The sequence below is a fragment of the Klebsiella sp. PL-2018 genome, from assembly GCF_019048985.1.
In the GTDB taxonomy this organism is placed as follows: Bacteria; Pseudomonadota; Gammaproteobacteria; order Enterobacterales; family Enterobacteriaceae; genus Klebsiella; species Klebsiella michiganensis.
The window spans coordinates 4,313,031-4,336,138 of the sequence record NZ_CP077673.1 but is presented as its reverse complement, the minus strand read 5'-3'; the positions used below and the strand labels follow the sequence as shown (position 1 = coordinate 4,336,138).

Here is a 23,108-nt window from a genome sequence, read left to right as displayed (position 1 = left end):
TCAATGACGGATAACATTCATAAACATCGTATTCTTATCCTGGACTTCGGTTCTCAGTACACCCAGCTGGTTGCGCGTCGCGTTCGTGAATTAGGTGTCTACTGTGAACTGTGGGCATGGGACGTGACTGAAGCTCAAATTCGTGAGTTTAATCCTAACGGCATTATTCTTTCCGGCGGTCCGGAAAGCACCACCGAAGATAACAGCCCGCGCGCGCCGCAGTATGTCTTTGAAGCCGGCGTGCCGGTATTCGGCGTATGCTACGGCATGCAGACCATGGCGATGCAGCTGGGTGGCCACGTTGAAGCCTCTAATGAACGTGAGTTTGGCTATGCGCAGGTTGAAGTGCAGACCGATAGCGCCCTGATTCACGGTATCGAAGATGCGCTGAGCGCGGATGGTAAGCCGATGCTGGACGTCTGGATGAGCCACGGCGACAAAGTCACCGCCATCCCGTCTGACTTCGTCACCGTTGCCAGCACCGAAACCTGCCCGTTCGCCATTATGGCTAACGAAGAGAAGCGCTTCTACGGCGTACAGTTCCACCCGGAAGTCACACATACCCGTCAGGGTCTGCGCATGCTGGAGCGTTTCGTACGCGATATCTGCCAGTGTGAAGCGCTGTGGACCCCGGCCAAAATTATCGACGATGCCATCGAGCGCATTCGTCAGCAGGTTGGCGACGATAAAGTGATCCTCGGCCTGTCCGGCGGCGTGGATTCCTCCGTGACCGCCATGCTGCTGCACCGCGCCATCGGTAAAAACCTGACCTGCGTCTTTGTGGATAACGGTCTGCTGCGTCTGAATGAAGCCCAGCAGGTTATGGATATGTTTGGCGATCGCTTCGGCCTGAACATCGTTCACGTCGAAGGCGAGGCGCGTTTCCTGGCTGCGCTGGCGGGCGAAAACGATCCGGAAGCGAAGCGTAAAATCATCGGCCGCGTGTTCGTTGAAGTGTTTGACGAAGAAGCGCTGAAGCTGGAAGACGTAAAATGGCTGGCGCAAGGGACCATCTACCCTGACGTCATCGAGTCCGCGGCTTCCGCAACCGGTAAAGCGCACGTCATCAAATCTCACCACAACGTGGGCGGCCTGCCGAAAGAGATGAAGATGGGCCTCGTTGAACCGCTGCGCGAGCTGTTCAAAGATGAAGTGCGTAAGATTGGCCTCGAACTGGGTCTGCCGTACGATATGCTGTACCGCCACCCGTTCCCGGGGCCGGGTCTGGGCGTGCGCGTGCTGGGTGAAGTGAAGAAAGAGTACTGCGACCTGCTGCGCCGCGCGGACGCAATCTTCATTGAAGAGCTGCACAAAGCCGACCTGTACAACAAAGTGAGCCAGGCGTTCACCGTGTTCCTGCCGGTCCGTTCCGTCGGCGTCATGGGCGATGGCCGTAAGTACGACTGGGTTGTTTCCCTGCGTGCGGTTGAAACCATCGACTTTATGACCGCTCACTGGGCGCATCTGCCGTACGATTTCCTCGGCCGCGTATCCAACCGTATCATCAATGAAGTCAACGGTATTTCCCGCGTGGTGTACGACATCAGCGGTAAGCCGCCGGCGACCATTGAGTGGGAATAAACTTTATTCTTTGCGTTAATTGAATAAAAAATAATGCCATTAATGATTGACGTCATTAATGGCATTTTTCTTAACAATATCGCCGGATTACGGCATTCCCTGAGACGATGAATACCGATACACCGGGTTTCTACTGTCAACCCCGTTCTTCAATCGCCGCTGGCGTATTCTCCCGCTGACACCATGCAATGGCCATCGCCAGAGCTGCCACCACCAGGGCCAGCGCGGCGGAAACCGCTAAACTGCCCCTTATCCCGAGATGATCATTCAGCCACGCGTAGGCAAACGGCGAGGCGGCGGCCAGCAGCTGCGCGGGAATCAACAGAATACCGGTTCGCCGGGCATAATCCTCGGCGGCAAAAAGCTGCAGCGGCAGAGTGGCTTTAAATACGGTCGTCAGGCCGTTGATCGCGCCGTAACCCAGCACAAATCCGCCGGCCGCCCACGACAGATATGGCCCGCTCAGGCCGAGCGCAAAGCAGAGCGGCATCAACAGGGTGGTCAGTATCGTTAGCCGCAACGGCGTAAGGACAGAACCGGATGCCACTTCGAGAAAGCGCGCGCCGGTTTGCCCAATCCCCCACAGCATTCCCACCGCGACAGGAAGCCCGACGCTGGCGATATACTCGGGGAGATGCGTCGAGGTACCGTTGGAAACAAAGGTTACCAGCGCAATCAGCGACGCGTACAGGAGGGCAGGGCGTTTATCGCGGTGGGAGAGCCGCTGGCGTTGCATTATCCGTTTCGGTGACGGCAGTCTGTGATTTGGCATTTTCCACAGCAGCATCGCGCTAAGCAGGCCAAACAGGGCATAAATCAGCAGCGCATGCCGCCAGTCCATCTGCGTCAACAACCCGGCGCCGAGCGGCCAGAACAGAGCCGAAGCCAGGCCGCCGGCCAGCGTCACGCGCGAGATAGTTAATCTGGCGCTTTGCCCATAGATATTCACCAGCGCGGCGAACAGCGCGTCGTAGAGCGCCAGACGCATCCCGGCGCCGGTCAGAACCCAGGCGGCGAACCAGCCCGGCAGACTCTGGACGTAAGCCATTACCAGGCAGCCCGCTGAAATCATTAGCGTACCCGTGACCACCACCCGTTGGCCCCCAAAGCGGGCCAGTAGCCGGGCGACAAACGGGGAGAGCATCGCCATCATCAGCATGGCGATAGTCAGGCCAAAGTAGATTTCCGTTGCGGCCCAGCCGGTCTCCTGAGCAATAGCTCTGGCGAAAGTGCCGGGCATATAAAATGAGATTCCCCAGTTTATTAGCTGGTTGCACCCGGCGGCAAGCGTGACAGCGCCCGGCGCGGAGAGTGGTTTTGCAGATGTTTTCATGATCGTCCATTTTGTTACGCTGTTGTCGGCAGCATACCCTGCACGCTATTGTGGAGGCAGGCCGGTCCATTTATGACCCTTATAAGAGAAACTTTGTGATGATGACGCTCAATCTGGGAAATCTGGCGACGTTCCGCCTGGTGGTACAGCGCGGAAGCTTTTCCGCCGCAGCTGACCTGCTGGGGCTGTCGCAGCCTGCGGTAAGTCTGCAGGTACGTCAGCTGGAACAATTTCTCCAAACCAGACTGCTTGAGCGAACAGGACGAGGCATCAAAGCGACGGCGGCCGGCATCGCCCTGCTTGCGCACAGCGAGCGGATTGAACTGGCGGTGGGCGCGGCAGTGCAATCGGTTAGCGAATTCAATCGAGAAATCAGCGGCTCGATAACGTTGGGTACCGGGGCGACCGCCTGTATCCACCTGTTACCGCCGCTGCTGCAGAAGCTGCATCAGGATCACCCTCTGCTGACGGTGAGGGTCACGGTTGGCAATACCCTGGAAGTGGTTCGGGCTATCGAGGAGAACCGGCTTGATCTGGGCCTTTGTACGCTTCCGGCGAACGGACGCAGCCTGGCGGTGACGCCAGTTTTAGATGAAGAGTTTGTCGGTATTTTTAGCGATGCTCAGGACGACCTGCCCTCGCCGCTGACGCCAGAGGTTCTGCAATCATTGCCGCTAATTGCTTTTGAAGCGGGGAGCGGAACCCGGGATCTGATTGACGGCTGGTTTCGCCATAATGGACTGATGGTCGTGCCAGTCATGCAGTTAGGCAGCATTGAGGCGATTAAGCGCATGGTGCGAGCGGGGCTGGGATACAGCATCGTGCCGCGTATGGCGGTAGAGGATCCGCAGGATCGCGTCGGCCTGAACGTGCAATCGTTGACTCCGCGCCTGTATCGGCAGTTAGGCATCGTCATGCGGCAGGATAAAATCATCAGCAAAGGCATCGCTGAAGTGCTGCGTTTGCTCTCTCAGGCCGGTTGCTGAACAGCGTACCGCGCTTATTTTTGTACCGGCGTTTTTAGCGGATCTGAAGGTTCAACGGTGATAGTGGATTGCTGCGATTGCTTTTTGTCCTGATGATGGTACCAGGCACCGATGGAGGAGTAGACAAAGCGTCCAAAGAAGAAGATAAAGCTGATAAGCAGTACGATACGGGTCATGCGACGGTTAAATCGATGTCGTTTACGCATACTGGGTGCCTGACTCACAAAAGGTTCCTTAAAGTATACCCAAAGGATGGGCGATGTGCGTATTAAGGCACAGTAACGCGGAAGGGTCAATTGATGAGGATGTAAAAATCCCAGGGGTAAAACATTAATTAATGTTATATAAGATAATCCTCGTATTTACATGCTTTCTGCTTATCGCAAATTGATGTTAAAAAAAAGACATTATTAATATTAGCGACGTGATTTTTTGATTTATATCAATCGTCTATTCTCACCGACAACTAAAATCACCAGCCAGTTCCGCGTTGTTATTCCTTGCGCGATTATGACGGTTGGTTGGATGCCTGCCTGAATATACCCTGCAGGATTTAGGGTTATCCGTAGAGCATCTATGAACATTATTAAACTTTACAGACGATATCGGGATAAATGGTGGTCGCTGCCGCTCATCTTACCCATCCTTTTACTCCCCCTGGCAAGATGGGCGAACACCGTTGCTGTACTGAATGGTAATGAAGTTTATCTTTACTATTTACCTCTGGCGTTAGTGCTGAGCCTGATGCTGTTTTTCGGCTGGGCTGCTTTACCGGGGATCGTTGTCGGTTTGCTGCTTTCCATTACGCGCGGCATGGCGCTGGAAGATTCCATCGGCGTGATTTTCCATTTTCTTATTCCGACCGTCCTTTGCTGGGGCGGGTATCGCGTTTTTGTCCCGCGAAGACAGCAAATCTCGCATGGCAATGTGCGACTGATGCCTCAGCGATTGTTCTGGCAAATGTTGCTGCCATCGCTGATCTTTCTTATCCTTTCCCAGCTCGCCGAGTATTTGGGGATCCATCCTCGCGCGACCGGGTTGATCGGGGTCAACCCCTTAAGTTTGCGTTCGCTTATCACCTTTCAGGCCCTGATGGCCGGATGCCTGACCGGCGTGCCGCTATGCTACTTTCTGATTCGAATTATCCGCAACCCGCTCTATATTCGGGGTTTTGTTTCTCAGATTCGCCTGCAGATCGATCCGAAAATAAAGTACTTTGAGTTTATTTTATGGGCGGTAGTGCTGTTAATTTTATTAGTTTTGCTATTAATGCCGCTAAGTAGTACGAGCACTATTTTTAGTACAAATTATACCTTGTCCTTGCTTATGCCGGTGATGCTGTGGGGGGCGATGCGTTTTGGCTATCGCTTCATTTCATTGGTCTGGTCCCCTATATTAATTGTTATTATCCACTTTCATTATCAATATCTCCCGCATTCACCGATTTACAGTAATCAGCTGGCTATTATCTCCTCAAGCTATCTGGTGTTTTCATTTATTATCGCCTATATGGCGATGCTGGCGACGCAGCAGAGAATTTTTTATGCGCGTATGCGGCGGATGGCCTTCATTGATCCGGTTGTACGCTTGCCCAATATCCGCGCGCTGAGCCGGGCGTTAAATAAATCCTCCTGGTCAGTACTGTGCTTCTTACGCATTCCCGAGCTGGAAATATTGGGCCGCCATTACGGCGTTCTGTTGCGCATTCAGTACAAGCAGCTGCTGGCCGAGTCGCTTGGCGATCTATTGCAGCCCGGGGAGGATATCTATCAGATGGCCGGGCACGAGCTGGTTATCCATCTGCACAGTGAAGACCATCAGCAGCGAGTCCCCCTGCTGTTTGACCATCTCAAAAAGTTTCGCTTTGTCTGGAACGGTATGCCGCTGCAGCCGCCCGTGGGATTCAGCTATTGCAACGTTCGCTCTCCGGTGATGCATCTGCATTTACTGCTTGGAGAACTCAGCGGCGCGGCTGACCTTTCCCTGGCGACCGGAAGTCCTGAAAATTTACAGCGTCGCGGCGCCATTAATACGCAGCAGGAGCTGAAAGACAAAGTCATGATAATGAATCAGCTGGTGAAGGCGCTGGAGCACGATCGCTTCGTTCTGATGGCACAACCGATCGTCGGCATCCGGGGGGATAGCTATCATGAAGTTCTGCTGAGAATGCTGAACGACAACGATGAAATCATCATGCCGGATGTCTTTTTACCGGTGGCGCACGAGTTTGGACTGTCGGCGCGTATCGATAGCTGGGTCCTCGAACATACGCTGATCTTTATGGACAAGCGGCGCAAAAAGCTTCCTGGAATGCGCCTGGCGATAAATATCTCGCCGTTTTCAGTGAGTAACAGCTATTTTCATCAGCAGGTAAAAACGCTGCTGGAGCATTATGACATTGAGCCCTGGCAGATTATTTTTGAGCTGACGGAGAACCATTCACTGACCAATCCCGAGCAGGCGCGGAAAACCCTGGCGCAGCTTCAGGACCTGGGCTGTCGGGTAGCGATTGATGACTTTGGCACCGGCTATGCCAGCTACGCGCGGCTGAAAACGATGAATGCGGATCTGCTGAAAATCGACGGTAGTTTTATTCGTAATCTGGTGACCAGCAGTCTGGACTATCAGGCCGTTGCCTCTATTTGCCTTCTGGCGAGGATGAAAAATATGCAGGTGGTGGCCGAATATGTCGAAACGCCCGAGATTCGGCAGGCTGTGGTTTCGCTGGGGATTGATTATATGCAGGGCTATGATATCGGCAAACCGGCCCCGCTTGAGGCGCTGGTTGAGGATTGATAAGCGAATGGGCCGGACGTCCGGCCCATATGCGCGAAACTAGCTTGCCGCGTCAGGCTTCTCTTCTTCGCTGATTTTCAGCCACCAGTCAGGTACCCCTTCCCAGTATTCCTGCTCTTTTTCCAGGTCGAGCAGCACCAGCGCATTCTGGCTAAACCAGTCGTGCGGGAAGGTCAGCGTCCAGTGGTTTGCCTCGGTTTTCAGCGTAAGGCTCGGCGGCGTTGTCGTTGCCTGACGCTGGTTATTCAGCAGCACGCCAAGGCGCAGCAGCTGAATTAACGGCAGAAACTGCTTCTTCTTAAACAGCGTGAAACGCGGTAAATCATCCAGCTTAATCGCTTTACGGTGATAGCGAACTAAGGTGGCCATCAGCATCTGCTGTTCCTGATTAAAGCCCGGCAGATCGCTGTTTTGCAGGATATAAGCCGAATGACGGTGCATGCCGCTGTGGTTAATATTCAAGCCGACTTCATGCAGCATGGTCGCCCATTTCAGCAGCGCCGCCAGATGGGGGTTCGCGAGCTTGGGATTCTGCTCCTGCCATTGCTCATAAATATGCGTGGTGGTCTCCAGCACCCGACGCGCCTGCTCGCGATCGATATTGTACTGGTTCGCCAGGCTCTGCGCGGTGCGGCTACGGATATCCTGGTGACGGAAACGTCCTTCCATCTCGTACAGTACGCCTTCGCGCAGCGCGCCGTCGGACAAGCGCAGCTCTTTAATCGCCAGCGCGTCAAACACCCCGCACAGGATAGCCAGACCGGGCGCAAAAACGGCTTTCCGATCTTCAGACAGCCCGGGCAGGCTTAGCGAGTCGAAGTTTTTATACTTCAGCAGCTCTTCGACCAGCATCTCGAGGCGCTCGGGAGTGATGAAGCCGTCTTTCTCGCCCATGGCCACCAGCACTTCGTGAGCGGCTTTAATGGTGCCCGATGCGCCCAGAGCGACGTTCCACCCCTGGATGCGGAACTGCCAGGCCAGAGTTTCCAGCTTCTGCACGGCGGAAAGACGCGCGCGCTGGAAATTCTCTTTGTTGATGACGCCGCCAGCAAAGTAGGCCTGAGAGAAGCTCACGCAGCCCATACGGCGGCTTTCCACCAGACGAGGCTCGAAATCCTCGCCGATAACCAGCTCGGTAGAGCCGCCGCCGATATCGATGACCAGCTTACGGCCTCGCTCCGGCTGCGTGTGCTCCACGCCCATAAAAATCAGACGCGCTTCTTCGTTGCCGGGAATGATTTCGATCGGGTAGGGGATGACCTGCTCCGCGCGCTTGAGGAACTCTGCGGCGTTTGTCGCCTGGCGCAGCGTGTGCGTGCCGACGATACAGACGCTTGATGGGTCAAAACCCTGCAGGCGCTCGGCGAACAGCGACAGGCAGTTCAGCCCGCGCGCAATAGCCTCTTCGCTCAGTACAGAGTTTTCATCCAGGCCGTCGGCCAGATGTACGCGCTGCTTCAGACGACCGATGATCTGCATTGCCCCGTCAACGACACGGGCGATCACCATATGAAAACTGTTCGAACCGAGGTCGACCGCAGCGAACTCCTGCGGCCGAGGGGCATTTTCGTTTATTGGCATAGGTTAATCGGGCTGTTCAAGTGATTTGAGGTAGTCGTATATCGCCATCTGTGCGCGCACTTTGCGGCGATTGCCGCGCGGCACGTAGCGATTACTCAGTTCTTTATCAAGATAGCGTGCTTTCACCGTATCGTTGAAGAGGAGATCGAAAATATCCAGCACCCGCTGTTTCAGGCGCGGATCCAGCAGCGGCGCGGCCACTTCGATACGATAGTCAATATTGCGCGTCATCCAGTCCGCGGACGATAGCCAAACCTGCTTATCGCCGCCGTTTTCAAAGCAATAAACGCGGTCATGCTCAAGGAAACGGTCAACAATGCTGGTCACGCGAATATTTTCGCTGATTCCTTCCAGACCGGGGATCAGCGAGCACATACCGCGAATAAGCAAATTAACCGGCACGCCGGAGCTGGAAGCGGCGTAGAGACGGTCTACCAGCCCCTTATCGACCAGGTTGTTCAGCTTCAGCATAATGCCCGACGGCTGACCATTTTGCGCGTTGGCGATTTCACGATCGATCATCTCATAAAGCAGGCGACGCGAGTTTTGCGGCGACACCAGCAGATAATCGAAGCTGACCGGGCGGTAGGGGTTTTCGATAAAGTTAAATACCCGGCGGACTTCATTGGTGATGCGCGCATCGGCGGTCAGCAGCGAGTAGTCGGTGTAAAGACGCGCGGTTTTTTCGTTGAAGTTGCCGGTGCCGATATGCGCATAGCGCACGACTTCATCGCCCTCTTTGCGCGAAACCAGGAACAGCTTGGCGTGGATCTTGAGGCCCGGCGCGGAGAAGATAACGTGCACGCCAGCTTCGGTCAGGCGTTTAGCCCAATGAATATTGGCTTCTTCATCGAAACGCGCCTGCAGCTCCACGACCACCGTCACTTTCTTACCGTTGTGGGCGGCGTGAATCATCGAGTCGATAATCCGTGAATCTTTCGCGACGCGGTAGATGTTGATTTTGATAGCCAGCACGCTTGGGTCGAAAGAGGCCTGGCGCAGCAGCTCAAGGACGTGTTCAAACGTATGGTACGGGTAGTAAAGCAGCACGTCGCGTTCGCGGATTGCGTCAAAGCCGTTGCGGAATTTATCAAACCACAGATGACGCAGACGCGGCATCGGTTTGTTGACCAGATTGGCTTTGCCGACGTTCGGGAAGCCGATAAAGTCTTTAAAGTTGTGGTAACGACCGCCCGGCAGCATTGAATCGTAGTTGGAGATGGAGAGCTTATCGCGCAGCATTTCGACCATCGCGTCGGGCATATCGCGCTGATAAACGAAGCGCACCGGCTCGGCGGTCAGGCGCTGTTTCAGGCTGGAGGACATCAGCTCCATCAGGCTCGATTCCATCTCGTGCACCAGATCGTATTCGGCGTCACGGGTCATTTTCATCGAGTAGGCGTTCAGCGCGTCGTAATCAAAAAAGCCCTTGAAGATATCATCCAGGCAGTAGCGCAGGATATTATCTAACAGAATCATCGGCTTGCGGCGGCGAGGCGCTTCCGGCGGCAGGTTCACAAAACGCGGCACCTTGTCTGACGGAATTTCAAGCAGCGCGTAATTGATGGTATCCCCGCGAATAATCTCGACGGCCAGGTAGGTGTAATCATCCTTCAGGAACTGCACCAGATCCGTTTCGCGGTTAATCAGGATTGGCGTGATGTGCTGACGAAGATACAGCTTGAAGTAGTTACGCAGCCAGGACTGCTGGTTGACGGAGAGCTGGCGTTCGTTGATCAGGAAAATCTGGTTACGCGCCATTTCCAACAGCAGCTCGTTGTATAAGCCGTCAAACTCCTGATCGGCCTTGAGCACGCGGGCCTGAATTTTGCCCAGCAGATGGCGAGAGTGTGCGGTACTGCCTTGTTCTTCGCTGATGATGATGCGGCGCTTCAGCTCGGCAAAGCGCACTTTATAAAATTCATCGAGGTTATTGGAGTAAATCCCTAAAAAGCGCATGCGCCCGATCAGCGGGTTGCTTTTGTCCGCCGCTTCCTGAAGTACTCGCTCGTTAAAGGATAACCAGCTGAGTTCTTTTTCGATGTATAGCTTTTCCTGGCCCATTACAGCTCACACTCCGGTAGATGTATGTTGCTATTTCATTATGGCGAGCTTTGCCACTGAATGTCCAATTATGTCAAAGAAGTATGACTGTTTTCTTTCAGTATATAGCGAAGAAAAACAGACGATTTTCGCGACTTACGTTATGTTCAAGGCAAGGTGAGATTCAGGAGCAAAACCATGTGGGAGACGCGAGCGTTAGAACTGAATAATCAGGATATATGGAACTGGTCATCGGTATGCAATCTGGTCAGGTATGCCTCTCAGCATGGCTTTAATACTATCGTGGTGGGGCAGGCAGATCTCTTCGGTAAGCTGGTGTCCCCGAAGGGATATACGCCTTTTCACTATAACGATAGCGTTTCCAGCCAGCAGAGAGCGCGCTGTATCTACCTTAATCGTCTCGCCATGTATTGCCGCGAACAGGGGCTGCGATTTTATTTACAGGCAAAAGAGCTGGATTTCCCAACGGAATTGCTGTTGTCGCATAAGTATCTACTGGATAACCAGCAAGGGATCCTTTTTGATGTGGATTTCTGGAGCCGCTGGCTGACAGACAAAATTCGCGGCGTTTGTCAGGGAATTCCAGCTTTAACAGGGCTAATTATTGCGCTTTCCAGCACCGATGGTTTATTGCCGATTACGCGCCCTAAATGGGATATAAACGCCAGGGATGAGCCTGAAAATACCCGGCAACCGTCGCAAAGCTTTGTGCTCTATCGCCGTTGTTTTCAAGCGCTCAGCCAGGTGGTTACCGCACAAAATAAACATCTGGTTTTGCGGGTTTTCCCTGCAAGTAATGATGATCTTGGTACCGTTCTCGATGCTATCGAGCCGCTTCCGCCAAGCGTTTCGGTATCGATCAAGTTAACGCCAGAACGTTTCTGGCCAGCATTTCCAAATAATCCCGCACTGCTTCAGGTCACTATGCGAGACGTCTGGGTTGATATTGATTTAGCAGGCGAAGAGGTGGGCTGGGGCGTTATGCCTTTCTTGCGCATTGATGAGTTAAAAGGCCGACTGCTGTGGTGCCAAAGCGCGAATCCCAGAATCACCGGTGCGATATGCAAAACCAGTTGGGAGAGCGTTGATAACCACTGGATACCGGAAACGTTAAGCGAATGCAATCTGTTTGCCTGTAGCCAGCTGTTAGGTCATGGTGCGGGAAAGACCCAGGAGCAGCTGTTGGATCTCTGGCTGGCTGAGCGTTACGGCTGGTGCCCCGATGTTACAGTCGCCCGCCGTTTTCAGCAGCTACTTGAGCAGGCAACGGAGGTGCTTTACCAGGCGATTTATGTTCGCGATCACGTTTTTCACCGCCATAGTCAGCTACCGGAAAGCTATGGTCAGGCAGTAAGGAGTTTGTACAGCCAGCTGGCGCGTAATCACTGGCTGCCGGGGTCGGCCCAGGATATCCACTTCACGCGTGACAATCCGCAAATATCGATGGAAAACCTCACGCGAATTGCGCAAGAGAAGGATGAGGTAGCGGCAGATGCCCTGAAGCTATGCGCGCAGGCGCTGGAGTTTGCCGAGAATGCCGCGTTTCCCACGGCGCTCTATCGGCTCTGGCAGAATGAATGGCGGGGGCTCGCACTCTACTGTCAGCTGTTCACGCATGCACAGAAAGCTTTTTTTACGCTGCATTTTGCTCGTGAGGTGGAGAATAGCTGGAGTATGAGAGAAATCTGCCATATCAACGTGCAGGCGTTGTATCAGGGGGCATCCGAAATGGAGATGCTTTGCCAGCAGATGAACGAAGCATCGCCTGGGTTTTATATCATGTTCGATGCGGGTCGGGTTCGTAGCCTGGCTGATAGCCTGAGTAGCGAACTATCGGCACTCAGGCATTAGGTATTAACGCGTGCGGTATAAAGCCTCGACCAGGCTGAGCATCGCCAGCGCCTGGCCATATGGCATCGCAGTTAGGGGGATTCGTCGGTAATGGTCAAGGTCGTGTCCCATTGCCGTGCCAAATGAAACCTGGGTTAATTCTCCCTCCGGCGAGATATGCTCAATAATGCCTGCGATTGCTCGTTCGGCAACGGGTAGATAGCTGTCGTCCAGGTAGCCGAGACGTATCGCTTTCAGGATACCGGCTGCAAATCCCCCTGTTGCTGAGGCTTCAGCGTAGCTTGTTGCATCATCTAATAGCGTCGGCCATAGCCCGTTTTCACATTGACAGCGGGCGAGGGCGGATACCTGGCCCTGCAGGATGTTACAGAGCTGGCGATAGAAGGCGTCATGCTCATCAAGATTGAGCATTTCCAGTAGTTCAGGAATCGCCAGTGTTATCCAGCTATTGCCACGAGCCCATCGGGCACCGGCAAAATGATGCCTGCCGTCGAAATTCCAGCCGTGAAACCATAAACCACTTTTTCTATCCGTAAGGTAGTGAATGTGCTGTAGAAATTGAAATTTTGCTTCTTCTACCCAGTAAGGTTTTTGCAATAAAAGCCCAATCCTGGCCAGAGGCAGGACCGCCATCATCAAGGTGTCATCCCAGATTTGCTGATAATGCGCGTTTTCGTAGGTGACATGCTGCATGCAGCCTTCATCAGTGCGCGGAATCTGACGATAAAGCGCATCACCCCACACTTCCAGATACGCGCGCCATTCGTGACGAGCGTCCTGCTGGTAGCGACTGGAAAGCGTCAAAAAAGGGATCGCGGTATTAATATTCTTCTCCGGCGTTCCTTCGGCGAAACGGGCGCTGAACCAGTCGTCAATAATCTGCCTGGCGCGAGATGAGCCGGTAAGTTCATGGTAGCGGTAGAGACCAAACAAGCCGATACCATGTGTCCATTCCCATCCAGCCCAGCCTTTTGTATCAATCACGCGCCCGTCAGGCAGGCGCTGCAGGAATTGACCATTGTCATCCTGAATTGCGGTGAGGCTATCGATCAGTTTTTCGATAAGACGGATGATTTCAGGATGGCTTATTTTCTGCGACATAGTGATTCCTTTGCGCTGTCGTTTCAGCTGTATGCTGCCAGTGGGTATTCATATGCGGATGCCCGGTAAGTAACTCTACGGTTTGTCGTACCTGCGTTGATGCATCTTCGGGTTTACCGCCAGACCGCAGACGCTCTAGCTCGAAGGTAAGCGTCTTATGACACTCCTGGCTTAGACGAAAGCGAAACGCGCCGTACATCGCCAGCAGAGTGAGTAAACCCGGTCCGATAAGGAATACCCACCAGATGCCGTTTAGCGCGGCGGCATCTTGCGACTCTGCGCCTTTGGTAAAGCCAAACGCCTCCAGCGCCAGTCCAACAATAAACAGGGCCAGGGCCTGGGAAAATTTGCGCGTTAGCATCATGACGCCCGCGTAAATGCCTTCACGTCTGACGCCGGTATAAGCTTCATCCACATCAGGTAAAAAGTTGTAGACGTTCCATGGGATAAGATAGGTTCCGCCGCGTGCGATGCCCATCACGATGGCCCCGCCGAATAAGAACCCTGATAAATGGCTAATGGAGGCGGAAAGCTGGCTGAACCACAGTAGAGCGCACATAATCAGTGCAATTGCCAGTTTGTAGGCGTTGCCGTTGCCGATGCGAATACAAAGCCAGGTAAAGAAAGGGATGGCAAAAAATTGAAATAGCGTCATCAGGCTCATTGCCTGGGAAGCTAAGGATGCGCCGACCTGAAGTACATATGTAAGATAGTGCATAAACAGCGAGCCGAAAATATCCAGGGCGACGGCTCCGCCAACGTACATCATGATGTGAATGCGAAAAGTACGTAAACGGAAAGTTGAAGCCATTTCTCGATACAGCGAAATAATTGTTTTCCCCATCCCGCGCTGAGTCGAAGGCGGCGGGAGATTCTCCCGTTCCCAGGTTCCCCGCCAAACGAAGATCCACGGTAGGGCGAAGAGTACGGAAAAGACCAGGCCGATATATAAAAATGCCTGCGATTTATCGGCGACGTGCGCCAAAATTTGTCCTGGGATAAGTGCAGATAAAAACGCTGTCGCCTGGGCAAATAGCATCCGCGCGCCAGACATTTTTGAACGCAGATCGTAACGCGAGGTCATCTCCGCAGGCAGCGTATCGTAGGGCACCATCAAGAGGGTAAAAACGGTGCTGAATAACAAATAAGTACCAAGATACCAGGAATAGCCAAAACCGCTTACCCACATCAGGGCAAAGCAAAAGGAGAGCGGCGCGCCGATAATAAAGAATATTCGGCGTCGCCCCCAGCGCGTGCGAATATTGTCGGTGATATAACCCATGATCGGGTCGGTGATGCCATCCCAAATTTTGGCGATCGCAAAGATGGATGCGGCGGCGGCGGGAGAAAGGCCCGCCACTTCAATATAAAAATAAAGCAGCCAAAGCCCGGTGATCGTCATTGCCCCGCTGCCGAAGATATCGCCCATCCCCCAGCAGAGAATATTGCGTGTTTTTACTTCCCGTGGTGCCGTTACTGTCCTCGTCATTTTTCCTGTCTCTTCTGTCAGTAAAGAGGAAGTAGCACAGTAAAAGAGGTGAAAATTTTGCGGAATCGTCATTAAGGCGCTTTTGTTAAGAACTGAGAGCGGGGCGGAGAAAGCGGATTAAATGAAATAAATAGCGTGATATGGCCGGCAGTATTAGGACGGGCGAAAAAATGAAATGTGATAGCCATCGCTATTTCTGCGGAAGGAGCGAGAAGAAATGTGTCCGAAATCACAGATGAACTGCGGGAAAAAAGGACGTTGTGAGAACGGCGACAGATTACTTATGTCGATGCTGTTTTGCCCTACGGCGATCGATAATGACTGTGTTCAGATAGCATTCCCATTTCATCTCAGGAAATCCTATGAACATTTTTCTTTCAAACTGGCGCCCGCACGCAGATGGTATTACTCGCGACACTGAGATTTTTTCAAAAAGCGCTGGATACCTTATCGCAAGCGGGCGGCGGTACGCTGGTGGTGGAAAGTGGAAAATATTACCTTGGCGGGTTACGCATGGGGTCAAACACCTGCCTGTGGTTGTCACCCGGTGCAGAACTCATCGTCAGCGATAATTATGCTGACTTCACCCAGGCGGTGGCCTTAAGCCGCGCAGAGTGCTCAGACCGGGCTTTCCTCTATGCCCAGGATGCCGAAAATATCTCGATTTGTGGGGGCGGTACTATTTACGGTAATGCCGATGGTTGGTTCTCCTCATCGGTTGATGATATGGGCTATCGCACGCCCGCCGAACAGCGGCCGCGCATGATTCTTCTGGAAAATTGCCAGCGGGTCAGGCTGGAAAATATCTGTATACACCATGCGCCGATGTGGACAATTCATCTTGTTTCATGTTCACAGGTGGTGATTGATGGCATTACCGTCGATAACGATCTGACAATGGCAAATACTGATGCGCTGGATATCGATAGCTGTCAGCAGGTACACGTTGCTAATAGTTTTTTTAGTGCGGCGGACGATGCAATTTGTCTGAAAACCACCGATAAACCGGCGGCTATCCAACGTCCTCTACGTCAGGTGACGATCGTCAATTGTACCCTGCGCTCAAAAAGCTGTGCTTTTAAAATCGGCACGGAAACCTGGCAAGATATTGAAGATATTGTGGTCAGCAACTGCACTATCTATGATTCGAATCGCGGTATCGGCCTGATTTCACGAGATGGCGGTCGGCTACGAAGAATGCTCTTTACCAGCATGACTTTTGAGTGTGTGGCGGCGCCAGCCTGTCACTGGGGGGAGGCGGACCCGATTTTCCTCTCCGCGCGCCGCAGGAATCCGCAGATCGAGCCCGGTGAGATTACGCAAATCCAGTTTCGTGGGCTTTGCGGAGAATGTGAAGGCGCCATCAATATGCACAGTGAAACCCCTTCCATGATCAACCGAATACGACTCGAGAGTATTCAGCTTACCCAGCGACTGCATTGCCACGGTTGGCAGGGGAATTATGATATTCGTCCGCCGTGTAATCCTTTTTCGCCAACAGGAATGGGTATCGATAACGCCTGGTGCCTCAACCCAGAAACGGGAAAGGCCTGGGGAGTCGAACCCTATCCCGGAGGGCTACCCGTCCTGTTTGCGCAGGGGGTTTCCGATTTAGTCATCACAGAACTTGATTGGCAGCGTCCAGTTCCCCTACCGGCAGGCTGGAATACGCAAGCGCTGTGTCTGGAAAAATGCGAGCGGTCATCCGTGCGGGAAACCTGAGCTAATGAAAAACGCCTCCAGCGGACGCCAGAGGCGGGGAAGTTTACTCTTCTGCCGCATATCCCTGCGGTGGAAGAGGAACATCATCAAGCCAGGCTTCGTTTCCTTCCGCGCGCAGGCGGCCGTCGACAAACCAGCTGATAGCAAGGGGATAGATATCGTGTTCCTGCGCCTGTACGCGGGCGGTAATGTCGTCCTCGGTATCTTCAGCGAAAACCGGTACCTTTGCCTGCAGAACCACCGGACCTCCGTCCAGCTCATCGGTCACAAAATGCACCGACGTCCCGTGCTCCTCATCGCCATTTTCCAGCGCCTGACGATGGGTGTGCAGCCCCGGATATTTTGGCAGCAGGGAAGGGTGGATATTCAGCATGCGCCCCTGGTAGTGGGCGACAAAAGCCGGGCTAAGAATACGCATGTAGCCGGCGAGAACCACCAGATCCGGCGCGTAAGCATCGATCTCGTGCATCAGCTCTCGGTCGAAAGCTTCCCGGTTGGCAAACTGGCTGGCGGCGAGCGCGTGAGCCGGAATATTGGCCGCGCGTGCGCGCTCAAGGCCGAACGCGTCGGCCTTGTTGCTGAAGACTGCACGCAGGGTGCCGTTGATTTTTTTCCGGGCGCAGGCGTCAATAATCGCCTGCAGGTTGCTACCGTTACCGGAAATCAGCACCACGATGTTTTTCATTCAATGACCACACGCTGTTCGGAATCAGAGGCTTTGATATACCCTATTTTCCACGCGCTTTCACCTTTGTCGTTCAGGAAGGCAATGGCTTTATCCGCCGCTTCCGCCGGCAGCGCGATGACCATGCCGACGCCGCAGTTAAAGGTGCGATACATTTCGTGGCTGCTAACGTTACCCGCGGTTTGCAGCCAGTTGAACACGTCCGGCCACTGCCAGGAGGATTCATCAATGACCGCCTGGGTGTTGTCCGGCAGCACGCGCGGGATGTTTTCCCAGAAGCCGCCGCCGGTCAGGTGGGCGATGGCGTGCACGTCAACGTTGGCGATCAGGTCGAGTACGGATTTCACATAAATGCGGGTCGGCGCCAGCAGATGGTCGGCCAGCGGCTTACCGTTGAGATCGGTGGTTTGCGGGTCAACGCCGCTGACTTCGATAATTTTGCGCACCAGAGAGTAGCCGTTAGAGTGCGGGCCGCTGGAAGCCAGCGCCACCAGCACGTCGCCATCGGCCACTTTGCTGCCGTCGATAATTTCTGATTTTTCTACCACCCCAACGCAGAAACCGGCCACGTCATAATCTTCGCCGTGGTACATGCCCGGCATTTCCGCCGTCTCGCCGCCCACCAGCGCGCAGCCTGACTGCAGACAACCTTCGGCAATGCCGCTGATTACGCTCGACGCAGTATCGACATCCAGTTTGCCGGTCGCGTAGTAATCAAGGAAGAACAGCGGCTCTGCGCCCTGAACCACGAGGTCGTTTACGCACATAGCGACCAGGTCGATACCGATAGTGTCGTGACGCTTGAGGTCCATCGCCAGACGCAGCTTGGTGCCGACGCCGTCGGTGCCGGAGACCAGAACCGGTTCGCGATACTTCTGCGGCAGCGCGCACAGCGCGCCGAATCCGCCCAGTCCACCCATCACTTCCGGGCGGCGGGTTTTCTTCACCACGCCCTTAATACGGTCGACGAGAGCGTTGCCTGCATCAATATCCACGCCGGCATCTTTATAGCTGAGAGAGGTTTTATCGGTCACTGCGAAGTCTCCACGCGTTTGCGGTAGCAATAAAAAACGGCGCAATTCTAACAGGGATAGCAAACGTTTGCGAGCCTGCTTTGCAGCCGATGTAAAACGGCCGTTAAGTGCGCAAATTTGATACTGTTCACGAAAATGAAACCGGGTACATTCTTCTGCTTGCCAGCGTTGTCGGGAATAATCATCATGCCAGTGAAACCGGTTTCTTTCCTGATTCCTGGAGAGATAAACCGCGAATGTGATGGATTCTGGAGGAAAGCTGAGGATGAACATTGCCGCATTTGATATCGGTGGCACGGCGTTAAAAATGGGGGTAATGACGCGCGAAGGCACGCTGCTGGAGAAAGGAAAGCAGAACATCGTCGACAGCGACGGCGACCAAATCCTGCAGGCGATGCTGGCGTGGATCGCCGCTCACCCGGCGTGTGAAGGGGTGGCAATCAGCGCGCCCGGCTACGTTAACCCGCACACCGGCTTTATCGAAATGGGCGGCGCCATCCGTAAATTCGATAACTTCGCCATCAAGCGCTGGCTTGAGCAGCAGGTGCGGCTGCCCGTGGCCATTGAGAATGATGCTAACTGCGTGCTGCTGGCCGAGCGCTGGCGGGGTAAAGCCGCCGACATGAGCAACTTTCTGGTCCTGACCATCGGCACCGGCATCGGCGGGGCGATTTTTTGTAATAACCAGCTGGTCCACGGCGCGCGCTTCCGCGCCGGCGAGTTCGGCTATATGCAAACCGCGCGTCCGGGCACCCGCGATGTGCGGCGCTATTCGATGAACGAAAACTGCACGCTGCGCGTGCTGCGCCATCGCTACGCTGAACATATCGGCAAGGCGCTGGATGACGTCACTGGCGAAGAGATTTTTGACCGCTACGATGCGGGCGACGCCACCTGTCGACGTCTGGTCGCTGAATTCTTTAACGGCCTGGGTACCGGGCTTTACAACCTCGTCAACTTATTCGACCCGCAAACGATTTTGATCGGCGGCGGGATTGTGGAACGACCGGGCTTTCTGGCGCTGCTGCGCGAACATCTGGCCTGGTTTGGCATTGCGGAATATATCGACACCGTCAGCCACGGCAACGATGCCGGGCTGGTAGGCGCGGTTTACCATTTCAATCAGCATTACCGGTCGCAGAGCGGCGACTGCGCATAGGGAGAGAACATGTCCGGATTTAAAGAAGGTTTTCTGTGGGGCGGCGCGGTGGCGGCGCATCAGCTGGAAGGCGGCTGGAAAGAGGGCGGTAAAGGGGTGAGCGTCGCCGACGTGATGACCGCAGGCGCGCACGGCGTACCGCGCGAAATCACCGATGGCGTGCTGCCGGGGAAAAACTACCCCAACCACGAAGCGATCGATTTTTATCATCGCTATAAAGACGACATTCGGCTGTTTGCCGAAATGGGCTTCAAATGCTTCCGCACCTCTATTGCCTGGACGCGCATCTTTCCGCTGGGCGATGAGCAAGAACCTAACGAGGCCGGGCTGCAGTTTTACGACGACCTGTTCGATGAGTGCCTGAAGCACGGTATTGAGCCGGTGATTACGCTCTCCCACTTCGAAATGCCGTACCATCTGGTGACGGAGTACGGCGGCTGGCGTAACCGTAAACTGATTGATTTCTTCGTCCGCTTTGCCCGGGTGGTATTTACCCGCTACCAGCACAAAGTGAAGTACTGGATGACCTTCAATGAGATCAATAACCAGGCCAACTTCCACGAAGATTTTGCGCCGTTCACCAACTCCGGACTGAAATATCTGCCGGGGGAGGACCGCGAGCCGGTCATGTTTCAGGCGGCGCACTATGAGCTGGTCGCCAGCGCGCTGGCGGTTAAAGCCGCCCGCGAAATTAACCCGTCATTGCAGATTGGCTGCATGATAGCCATGTGTCCGATTTACCCGCTGAGCTGCGCGCCCAACGATATGATGATGGCGATGAACGCCATGCATCGCCGCTACTGGTTTACCGACGTTCACGTGCGCGGCCGCTATCCGCAGCACCTGCTGAACTACTTCGAGCGTCGCGGTTTTGCGCTGGACATCACCGAAGAAGACCGCGTGGCGCTGACTCAGGGCTGCGTCGACTATATCGGCTTTAGCTACTATATGTCGTTCGCCACGAAAGCAACGGATGATAATCCGCAGCTGGATTACGATGAAAGCAAGAGCCTGGTTTCCAACCCGTACGTGCAGAAGTCAGACTGGGGCTGGCAGATTGATCCGGTCGGGCTGCGCTACTCCCTGAACTGGTTCTGGGATCATTACCAGCTGCCGCTGTTTATTGTGGAGAACGGCTTTGGCGCCATCGACGTGCGCGAAGCGGACGGCTCGGTGGATGACCAGTATCGTATTGACTACCTTTCCGCCCATATCGCCGAAATGAAAAAAGCGGTTGTTGAGGATGGCGTCGACCTGATGGGCTATACCCCGTGGGGCTGTATCGACCTGGTTTCCGCGGGAACCGGTGAGATGAAAAAACGCTACGGCTTTATCTACGTGGATAAAGATAATGAGGGCAACGGCACGCTGGCGCGTAGCCGTAAGAAATCTTTTGCCTGGTATCAGCAGGTTATCGGCAGCAACGGCGAAAAGCTATAAACGGCCGTAAAGCCCCATTCAGCCCCGCCTTCGCGGGGTTTTTTTATTTTGTCTTATACTGGCTCAGGCAGCGTAAAGCATTTTGGTTGATCCCGGTCAAACATATCGGCTATGGCGTAAAAGGAAAAAGGCGGTATAATCCGGCGATTTTTTTTGTGGCTGCCCCTCAGAGGAGAAAGAGAATGAAGATCGTGGAAGTGAAACACCCACTCGTCAAACACAAGCTGGGCCTGATGCGTGAGCACGACATCAGCACCAAACGCTTCCGTGAACTCGCCTCAGAAGTTGGCAGCTTACTGACTTATGAAGCTACTTCCGATCTGGCGACCGAAAAAGTCACCATCGAAGGCTGGAACGGCCCGGGAGAAATTGAGCAGATCAAAGGCAAGAAAATTACCGTAGTGCCGATTCTGCGCGCGGGTCTGGGGATGATGGAAGGCGTGCTTGAGCACGTGCCGAGCGCGCGTATCAGCGTGGTGGGCATCTATCGTAACGAAGAGACCCTTGAGCCGGTGCCTTACTTCCAGAAGCTGGTATCCAACATCGACGAACGCATGGCGCTGGTGGTTGACCCGATGCTGGCGACCGGCGGCTCCATGATCGCCACCATCGACCTGCTGAAAAAAGCGGGCTGCTCCAGCATTAAGGTGCTGGTTCTGGTGGCGGCGCCGGAAGGCATCGCCGCGCTGGAGAAAGCGCATCCGGACGTTGAGCTGTACACCGCGTCCATCGACCAGGGCCTGAACGAGCACGGATACATTATTCCGGGGCTCGGCGACGCCGGCGATAAGATTTTTGGTACGAAATAAATGATGAAGTAGAAAAAGCCGACTTTGAGAGTCGGCTTTTTTTTGAATAAAACACACCAACAGCAATCAACAAACGACTCTCAGAGGAAAATGCCATGACGCGCCGTGCTATCGGGGTGAGTGAAAGACCGCCGCTTTTACAGACAATCCCGCTTAGTTTGCAACATCTGTTCGCCATGTTTGGCGCAACGGTACTGGTGCCCGTTCTGTTCCATATCAACCCGGCCACGGTACTGCTGTTTAACGGCATCGGAACGCTGTTATATCTTTTCATCTGCAAAGGCAAAATTCCGGCTTATCTCGGATCGAGCTTTGCGTTTATCTCCCCGGTGCTGCTTCTGCTGCCGCTGGGCTACGAAGTCGCTCTCGGCGGCTTTATCATGTGCGGCGTGCTGTTTTGCATCGTCTCCTTTATTGTCAAAAAGGCCGGAACCGGCTGGCTGGACGTGATGTTCCCACCGGCAGCGATGGGCGCGATTGTCGCGGTTATCGGCCTGGAGCTGGCGGGCGTGGCGGCGAATATGGCCGGTCTGCTGCCCGCTGACGGGCAATCGCCGGACAGCAAAACCATTATTATTTCGATGGTGACGCTGGCGGTGACGGTTTTCGGTTCGGTGCTGTTCCGCGGTTTCCTGGCGATTATCCCGATTTTAATCGGCGTCCTGGTCGGCTACGCGCTCTCCTTCGTGATGGGCGTCGTCGATACCACGCCCATCGCCGAGGCCCACTGGTTCGCGCTGCCGACCTTCTACACCCCGCGCTTTGAATGGTTTGCGATTTTCACCATTCTCCCCGCCGCGCTGGTGGTGATCGCCGAGCACGTTGGACATCTGGTAGTCACGGCCAATATCGTCAAAAAAGATCTGATCCGCGATCCGGGCCTGCATCGTTCAATGTTTGCCAACGGCCTGTCTACGGTGATCTCCGGCTTCTTTGGCTCCACGCCAAACACCACCTACGGCGAGAACATTGGCGTGATGGCGATCACCCGCGTCTACAGCACCTGGGTTATCGGCGGCGCGGCGATCATCGCGATTCTGCTCTCCTGCGTCGGCAAGCTGGCGGCGGCGATCCAGATTATCCCGCTGCCGGTAATGGGCGGCGTCTCGCTGCTGCTGTACGGGGTTATCGGCGCTTCGGGTATCCGCGTGCTGATCGAATCTAAAGTTGATTACAACAAGGCGCAGAACCTGATTCTGACCTCCGTTATCCTGATCATCGGCGTCAGCGGGGCAAAAGTGCATATCGGCGCCGCCGAGCTGAAAGGCATGGCGCTGGCGACCATCGTTGGCGTCGGGCTGAGCCTGATCTTCAAACTGATTAGCGTGCTGCGTCCGGAAGAGGTGGTTCTCGACGCTGCGGATAGCGAAGAAGCAAAACATTGATCCTTATACCGGGCGGCGATCCTGCCCGGTTCTCTCCTTGCGTATTTCTGTGCTAAACTCTCCGCGTTTTTCTGCAAGCCTATGTTGAGGTC

Annotated in this window: 16 protein-coding genes and 1 pseudogene; 9 read left to right on the top strand and 8 right to left on the bottom strand. The window is 54.3% G+C overall.

The window, feature by feature from the left end; genetic code table 11:
• The first annotated feature begins 3 nt into the window (after positions 1 to 3).
• Entirely contained in the window at positions 4 to 1,581 is a 1,578-nt protein-coding gene (gene guaA / locus MKleb_RS20275; protein ID WP_004853173.1) for a glutamine-hydrolyzing GMP synthase, read from the top strand.
• 136 nt (positions 1,582 to 1,717) lie between these two features.
• On the opposite strand, the gene MKleb_RS20270 is transcribed toward guaA, so the two are convergent.
• Positions 1,718 to 2,914, bottom strand: a complete 1,197-nt coding sequence (locus MKleb_RS20270; protein ID WP_025106609.1) for an MFS transporter — start codon at positions 2,912 to 2,914, stop codon at positions 1,718 to 1,720.
• A 98-nt stretch (positions 2,915 to 3,012) separates the two neighbouring features.
• Between MKleb_RS20270 and MKleb_RS20265 the strand changes: the two genes are divergently transcribed.
• Positions 3,013 to 3,900: a LysR family transcriptional regulator gene (locus tag MKleb_RS20265; protein WP_014230353.1), complete on the top strand. Its 888-nt coding sequence runs from the start codon at positions 3,013 to 3,015 to the stop codon at positions 3,898 to 3,900.
• Positions 3,901 to 3,914: 14 nt separating this feature from the next.
• On the opposite strand, the gene MKleb_RS20260 is transcribed toward MKleb_RS20265, so the two are convergent.
• Positions 3,915 to 4,106: a YfgG family protein gene (locus tag MKleb_RS20260; protein ID WP_009654356.1), complete on the bottom strand. Its 192-nt coding sequence runs from the start codon at positions 4,104 to 4,106 to the stop codon at positions 3,915 to 3,917.
• A 370-nt stretch (positions 4,107 to 4,476) separates the two neighbouring features.
• Between MKleb_RS20260 and MKleb_RS20255 the strand changes: the two genes are divergently transcribed.
• Positions 4,477 to 6,696, top strand: coding sequence for an EAL domain-containing protein (locus MKleb_RS20255; protein ID WP_025106610.1), 2,220 nt, complete (start codon positions 4,477 to 4,479; stop codon positions 6,694 to 6,696).
• Positions 6,697 to 6,735: 39 nt separating this feature from the next.
• Here MKleb_RS20255 and ppx read toward each other — a convergent pair whose 3' ends face one another.
• Both ppx and ppk1 read right to left on the bottom strand, forming a co-directional pair.
• Complete coding sequence (gene ppx, locus MKleb_RS20250; protein ID WP_004853121.1) at positions 6,736 to 8,277, bottom strand: exopolyphosphatase; 1,542 nt, start codon at positions 8,275 to 8,277, stop codon at positions 6,736 to 6,738.
• A gap of 3 nt (positions 8,278 to 8,280) precedes the next feature.
• A complete protein-coding gene (gene ppk1, locus MKleb_RS20245) occupies positions 8,281 to 10,341 on the bottom strand; it encodes a polyphosphate kinase 1 (RefSeq protein ID WP_217076159.1) in 2,061 nt (686 codons plus the stop codon).
• A 177-nt stretch (positions 10,342 to 10,518) separates the two neighbouring features.
• Between ppk1 and MKleb_RS20240 the strand changes: the two genes are divergently transcribed.
• Positions 10,519 to 12,192 (top strand): hypothetical protein, encoded by a 1,674-nt coding sequence (locus MKleb_RS20240; protein WP_217076157.1) that lies wholly within the window; start codon positions 10,519 to 10,521, stop codon positions 12,190 to 12,192.
• A gap of 3 nt (positions 12,193 to 12,195) precedes the next feature.
• On the opposite strand, the gene MKleb_RS20235 is transcribed toward MKleb_RS20240, so the two are convergent.
• Together MKleb_RS20235 and MKleb_RS20230 are read right to left on the bottom strand one after the other, a co-directional pair.
• Positions 12,196 to 13,293 carry a beta-galactosidase BglB gene (locus tag MKleb_RS20235; RefSeq protein WP_025106612.1) on the bottom strand — a complete coding sequence of 366 codons (1,098 nt, stop codon included), beginning with the start codon at positions 13,291 to 13,293 and terminating at the stop codon, positions 12,196 to 12,198.
• Entirely contained in the window at positions 13,268 to 14,722 is a 1,455-nt protein-coding gene (locus MKleb_RS20230) for an MFS transporter (protein WP_025106613.1), read from the bottom strand. Before MKleb_RS20230 ends, MKleb_RS20235 begins: the two co-directional genes overlap by 26 nt.
• A gap of 422 nt (positions 14,723 to 15,144) precedes the next feature.
• Here MKleb_RS20230 and MKleb_RS20225 point away from each other — a divergent pair.
• A pseudogene (locus tag MKleb_RS20225) lies at positions 15,145 to 16,504 on the top strand (glycoside hydrolase family 28 protein).
• Positions 16,505 to 16,547: 43 nt separating this feature from the next.
• Here MKleb_RS20225 and purN read toward each other — a convergent pair.
• The gene (gene purN, locus MKleb_RS20220; RefSeq protein ID WP_014230347.1) at positions 16,548 to 17,189 is read right to left on the bottom strand and encodes a phosphoribosylglycinamide formyltransferase; all 642 of its coding nucleotides are present in this window, start codon (positions 17,187 to 17,189) and stop codon (positions 16,548 to 16,550) included.
• Entirely contained in the window at positions 17,186 to 18,223 is a 1,038-nt protein-coding gene (purM, locus tag MKleb_RS20215; RefSeq protein WP_004853107.1) for a phosphoribosylformylglycinamidine cyclo-ligase, read from the bottom strand. The genes purN and purM overlap by 4 nt, the downstream gene beginning before the upstream one ends.
• A gap of 265 nt (positions 18,224 to 18,488) precedes the next feature.
• Between purM and bglK the strand changes: the two genes are divergently transcribed.
• The 4 genes from bglK (at position 18,489) to uraA (ending at position 23,016) form a co-directional block, all read left to right on the top strand.
• Positions 18,489 to 19,382: a beta-glucoside kinase BglK gene (gene bglK, locus MKleb_RS20210; RefSeq protein WP_217076156.1), complete on the top strand. Its 894-nt coding sequence runs from the start codon at positions 18,489 to 18,491 to the stop codon at positions 19,380 to 19,382.
• A 9-nt stretch (positions 19,383 to 19,391) separates the two neighbouring features.
• Positions 19,392 to 20,822 carry a 6-phospho-beta-glucosidase gene (locus tag MKleb_RS20205; protein WP_014230344.1) on the top strand — a complete coding sequence of 477 codons (1,431 nt, stop codon included), beginning with the start codon at positions 19,392 to 19,394 and terminating at the stop codon, positions 20,820 to 20,822.
• A gap of 182 nt (positions 20,823 to 21,004) precedes the next feature.
• Positions 21,005 to 21,631: a uracil phosphoribosyltransferase gene (upp, locus tag MKleb_RS20200; protein WP_217076155.1), complete on the top strand. Its 627-nt coding sequence runs from the start codon at positions 21,005 to 21,007 to the stop codon at positions 21,629 to 21,631.
• Between the two features lie 95 nt (positions 21,632 to 21,726).
• Entirely contained in the window at positions 21,727 to 23,016 is a 1,290-nt protein-coding gene (uraA, locus tag MKleb_RS20195) for a uracil permease (RefSeq protein WP_004853099.1), read from the top strand.
• The last annotated feature ends 92 nt before the right edge of the window (positions 23,017 to 23,108 follow it).

Excerpts from the sequence above, each read along its gene's own strand:
- bglK (WP_217076156.1), top strand. The coding sequence starts at position 18,489 with ATGAACATTGCCGCATTTGATATCGGTGGCACGGCGTTAAAAATGGGG.
- MKleb_RS20260 (WP_009654356.1), bottom strand. The coding sequence starts at position 4,106 with ATGCGTAAACGACATCGATTTAACCGTCGCATGACCCGTATCGTACTG.
- MKleb_RS20265 (WP_014230353.1), top strand. The coding sequence starts at position 3,013 with ATGATGACGCTCAATCTGGGAAATCTGGCGACGTTCCGCCTGGTGGTA.
- MKleb_RS20240 (WP_217076157.1), top strand. The coding sequence starts at position 10,519 with ATGTGGGAGACGCGAGCGTTAGAACTGAATAATCAGGATATATGGAAC.
- MKleb_RS20270 (WP_025106609.1), bottom strand. The coding sequence starts at position 2,914 with ATGAAAACATCTGCAAAACCACTCTCCGCGCCGGGCGCTGTCACGCTT.
- guaA (WP_004853173.1), top strand. The coding sequence starts at position 4 with ATGACGGATAACATTCATAAACATCGTATTCTTATCCTGGACTTCGGT.
- ppk1 (WP_217076159.1), bottom strand. The coding sequence starts at position 10,341 with ATGGGCCAGGAAAAGCTATACATCGAAAAAGAACTCAGCTGGTTATCC.
- MKleb_RS20230 (WP_025106613.1), bottom strand. The coding sequence starts at position 14,722 with ATGGGCGATATCTTCGGCAGCGGGGCAATGACGATCACCGGGCTTTGG.
- MKleb_RS20235 (WP_025106612.1), bottom strand. The coding sequence starts at position 13,293 with ATGTCGCAGAAAATAAGCCATCCTGAAATCATCCGTCTTATCGAAAAA.
- MKleb_RS20255 (WP_025106610.1), top strand. The coding sequence starts at position 4,477 with ATGAACATTATTAAACTTTACAGACGATATCGGGATAAATGGTGGTCG.
- MKleb_RS20205 (WP_014230344.1), top strand. The coding sequence starts at position 19,392 with ATGTCCGGATTTAAAGAAGGTTTTCTGTGGGGCGGCGCGGTGGCGGCG.
- ppx (WP_004853121.1), bottom strand. The coding sequence starts at position 8,277 with ATGCCAATAAACGAAAATGCCCCTCGGCCGCAGGAGTTCGCTGCGGTC.
- upp (WP_217076155.1), top strand. The coding sequence starts at position 21,005 with ATGAAGATCGTGGAAGTGAAACACCCACTCGTCAAACACAAGCTGGGC.
- purN (WP_014230347.1), bottom strand. The coding sequence starts at position 17,189 with ATGAAAAACATCGTGGTGCTGATTTCCGGTAACGGTAGCAACCTGCAG.
- uraA (WP_004853099.1), top strand. The coding sequence starts at position 21,727 with ATGACGCGCCGTGCTATCGGGGTGAGTGAAAGACCGCCGCTTTTACAG.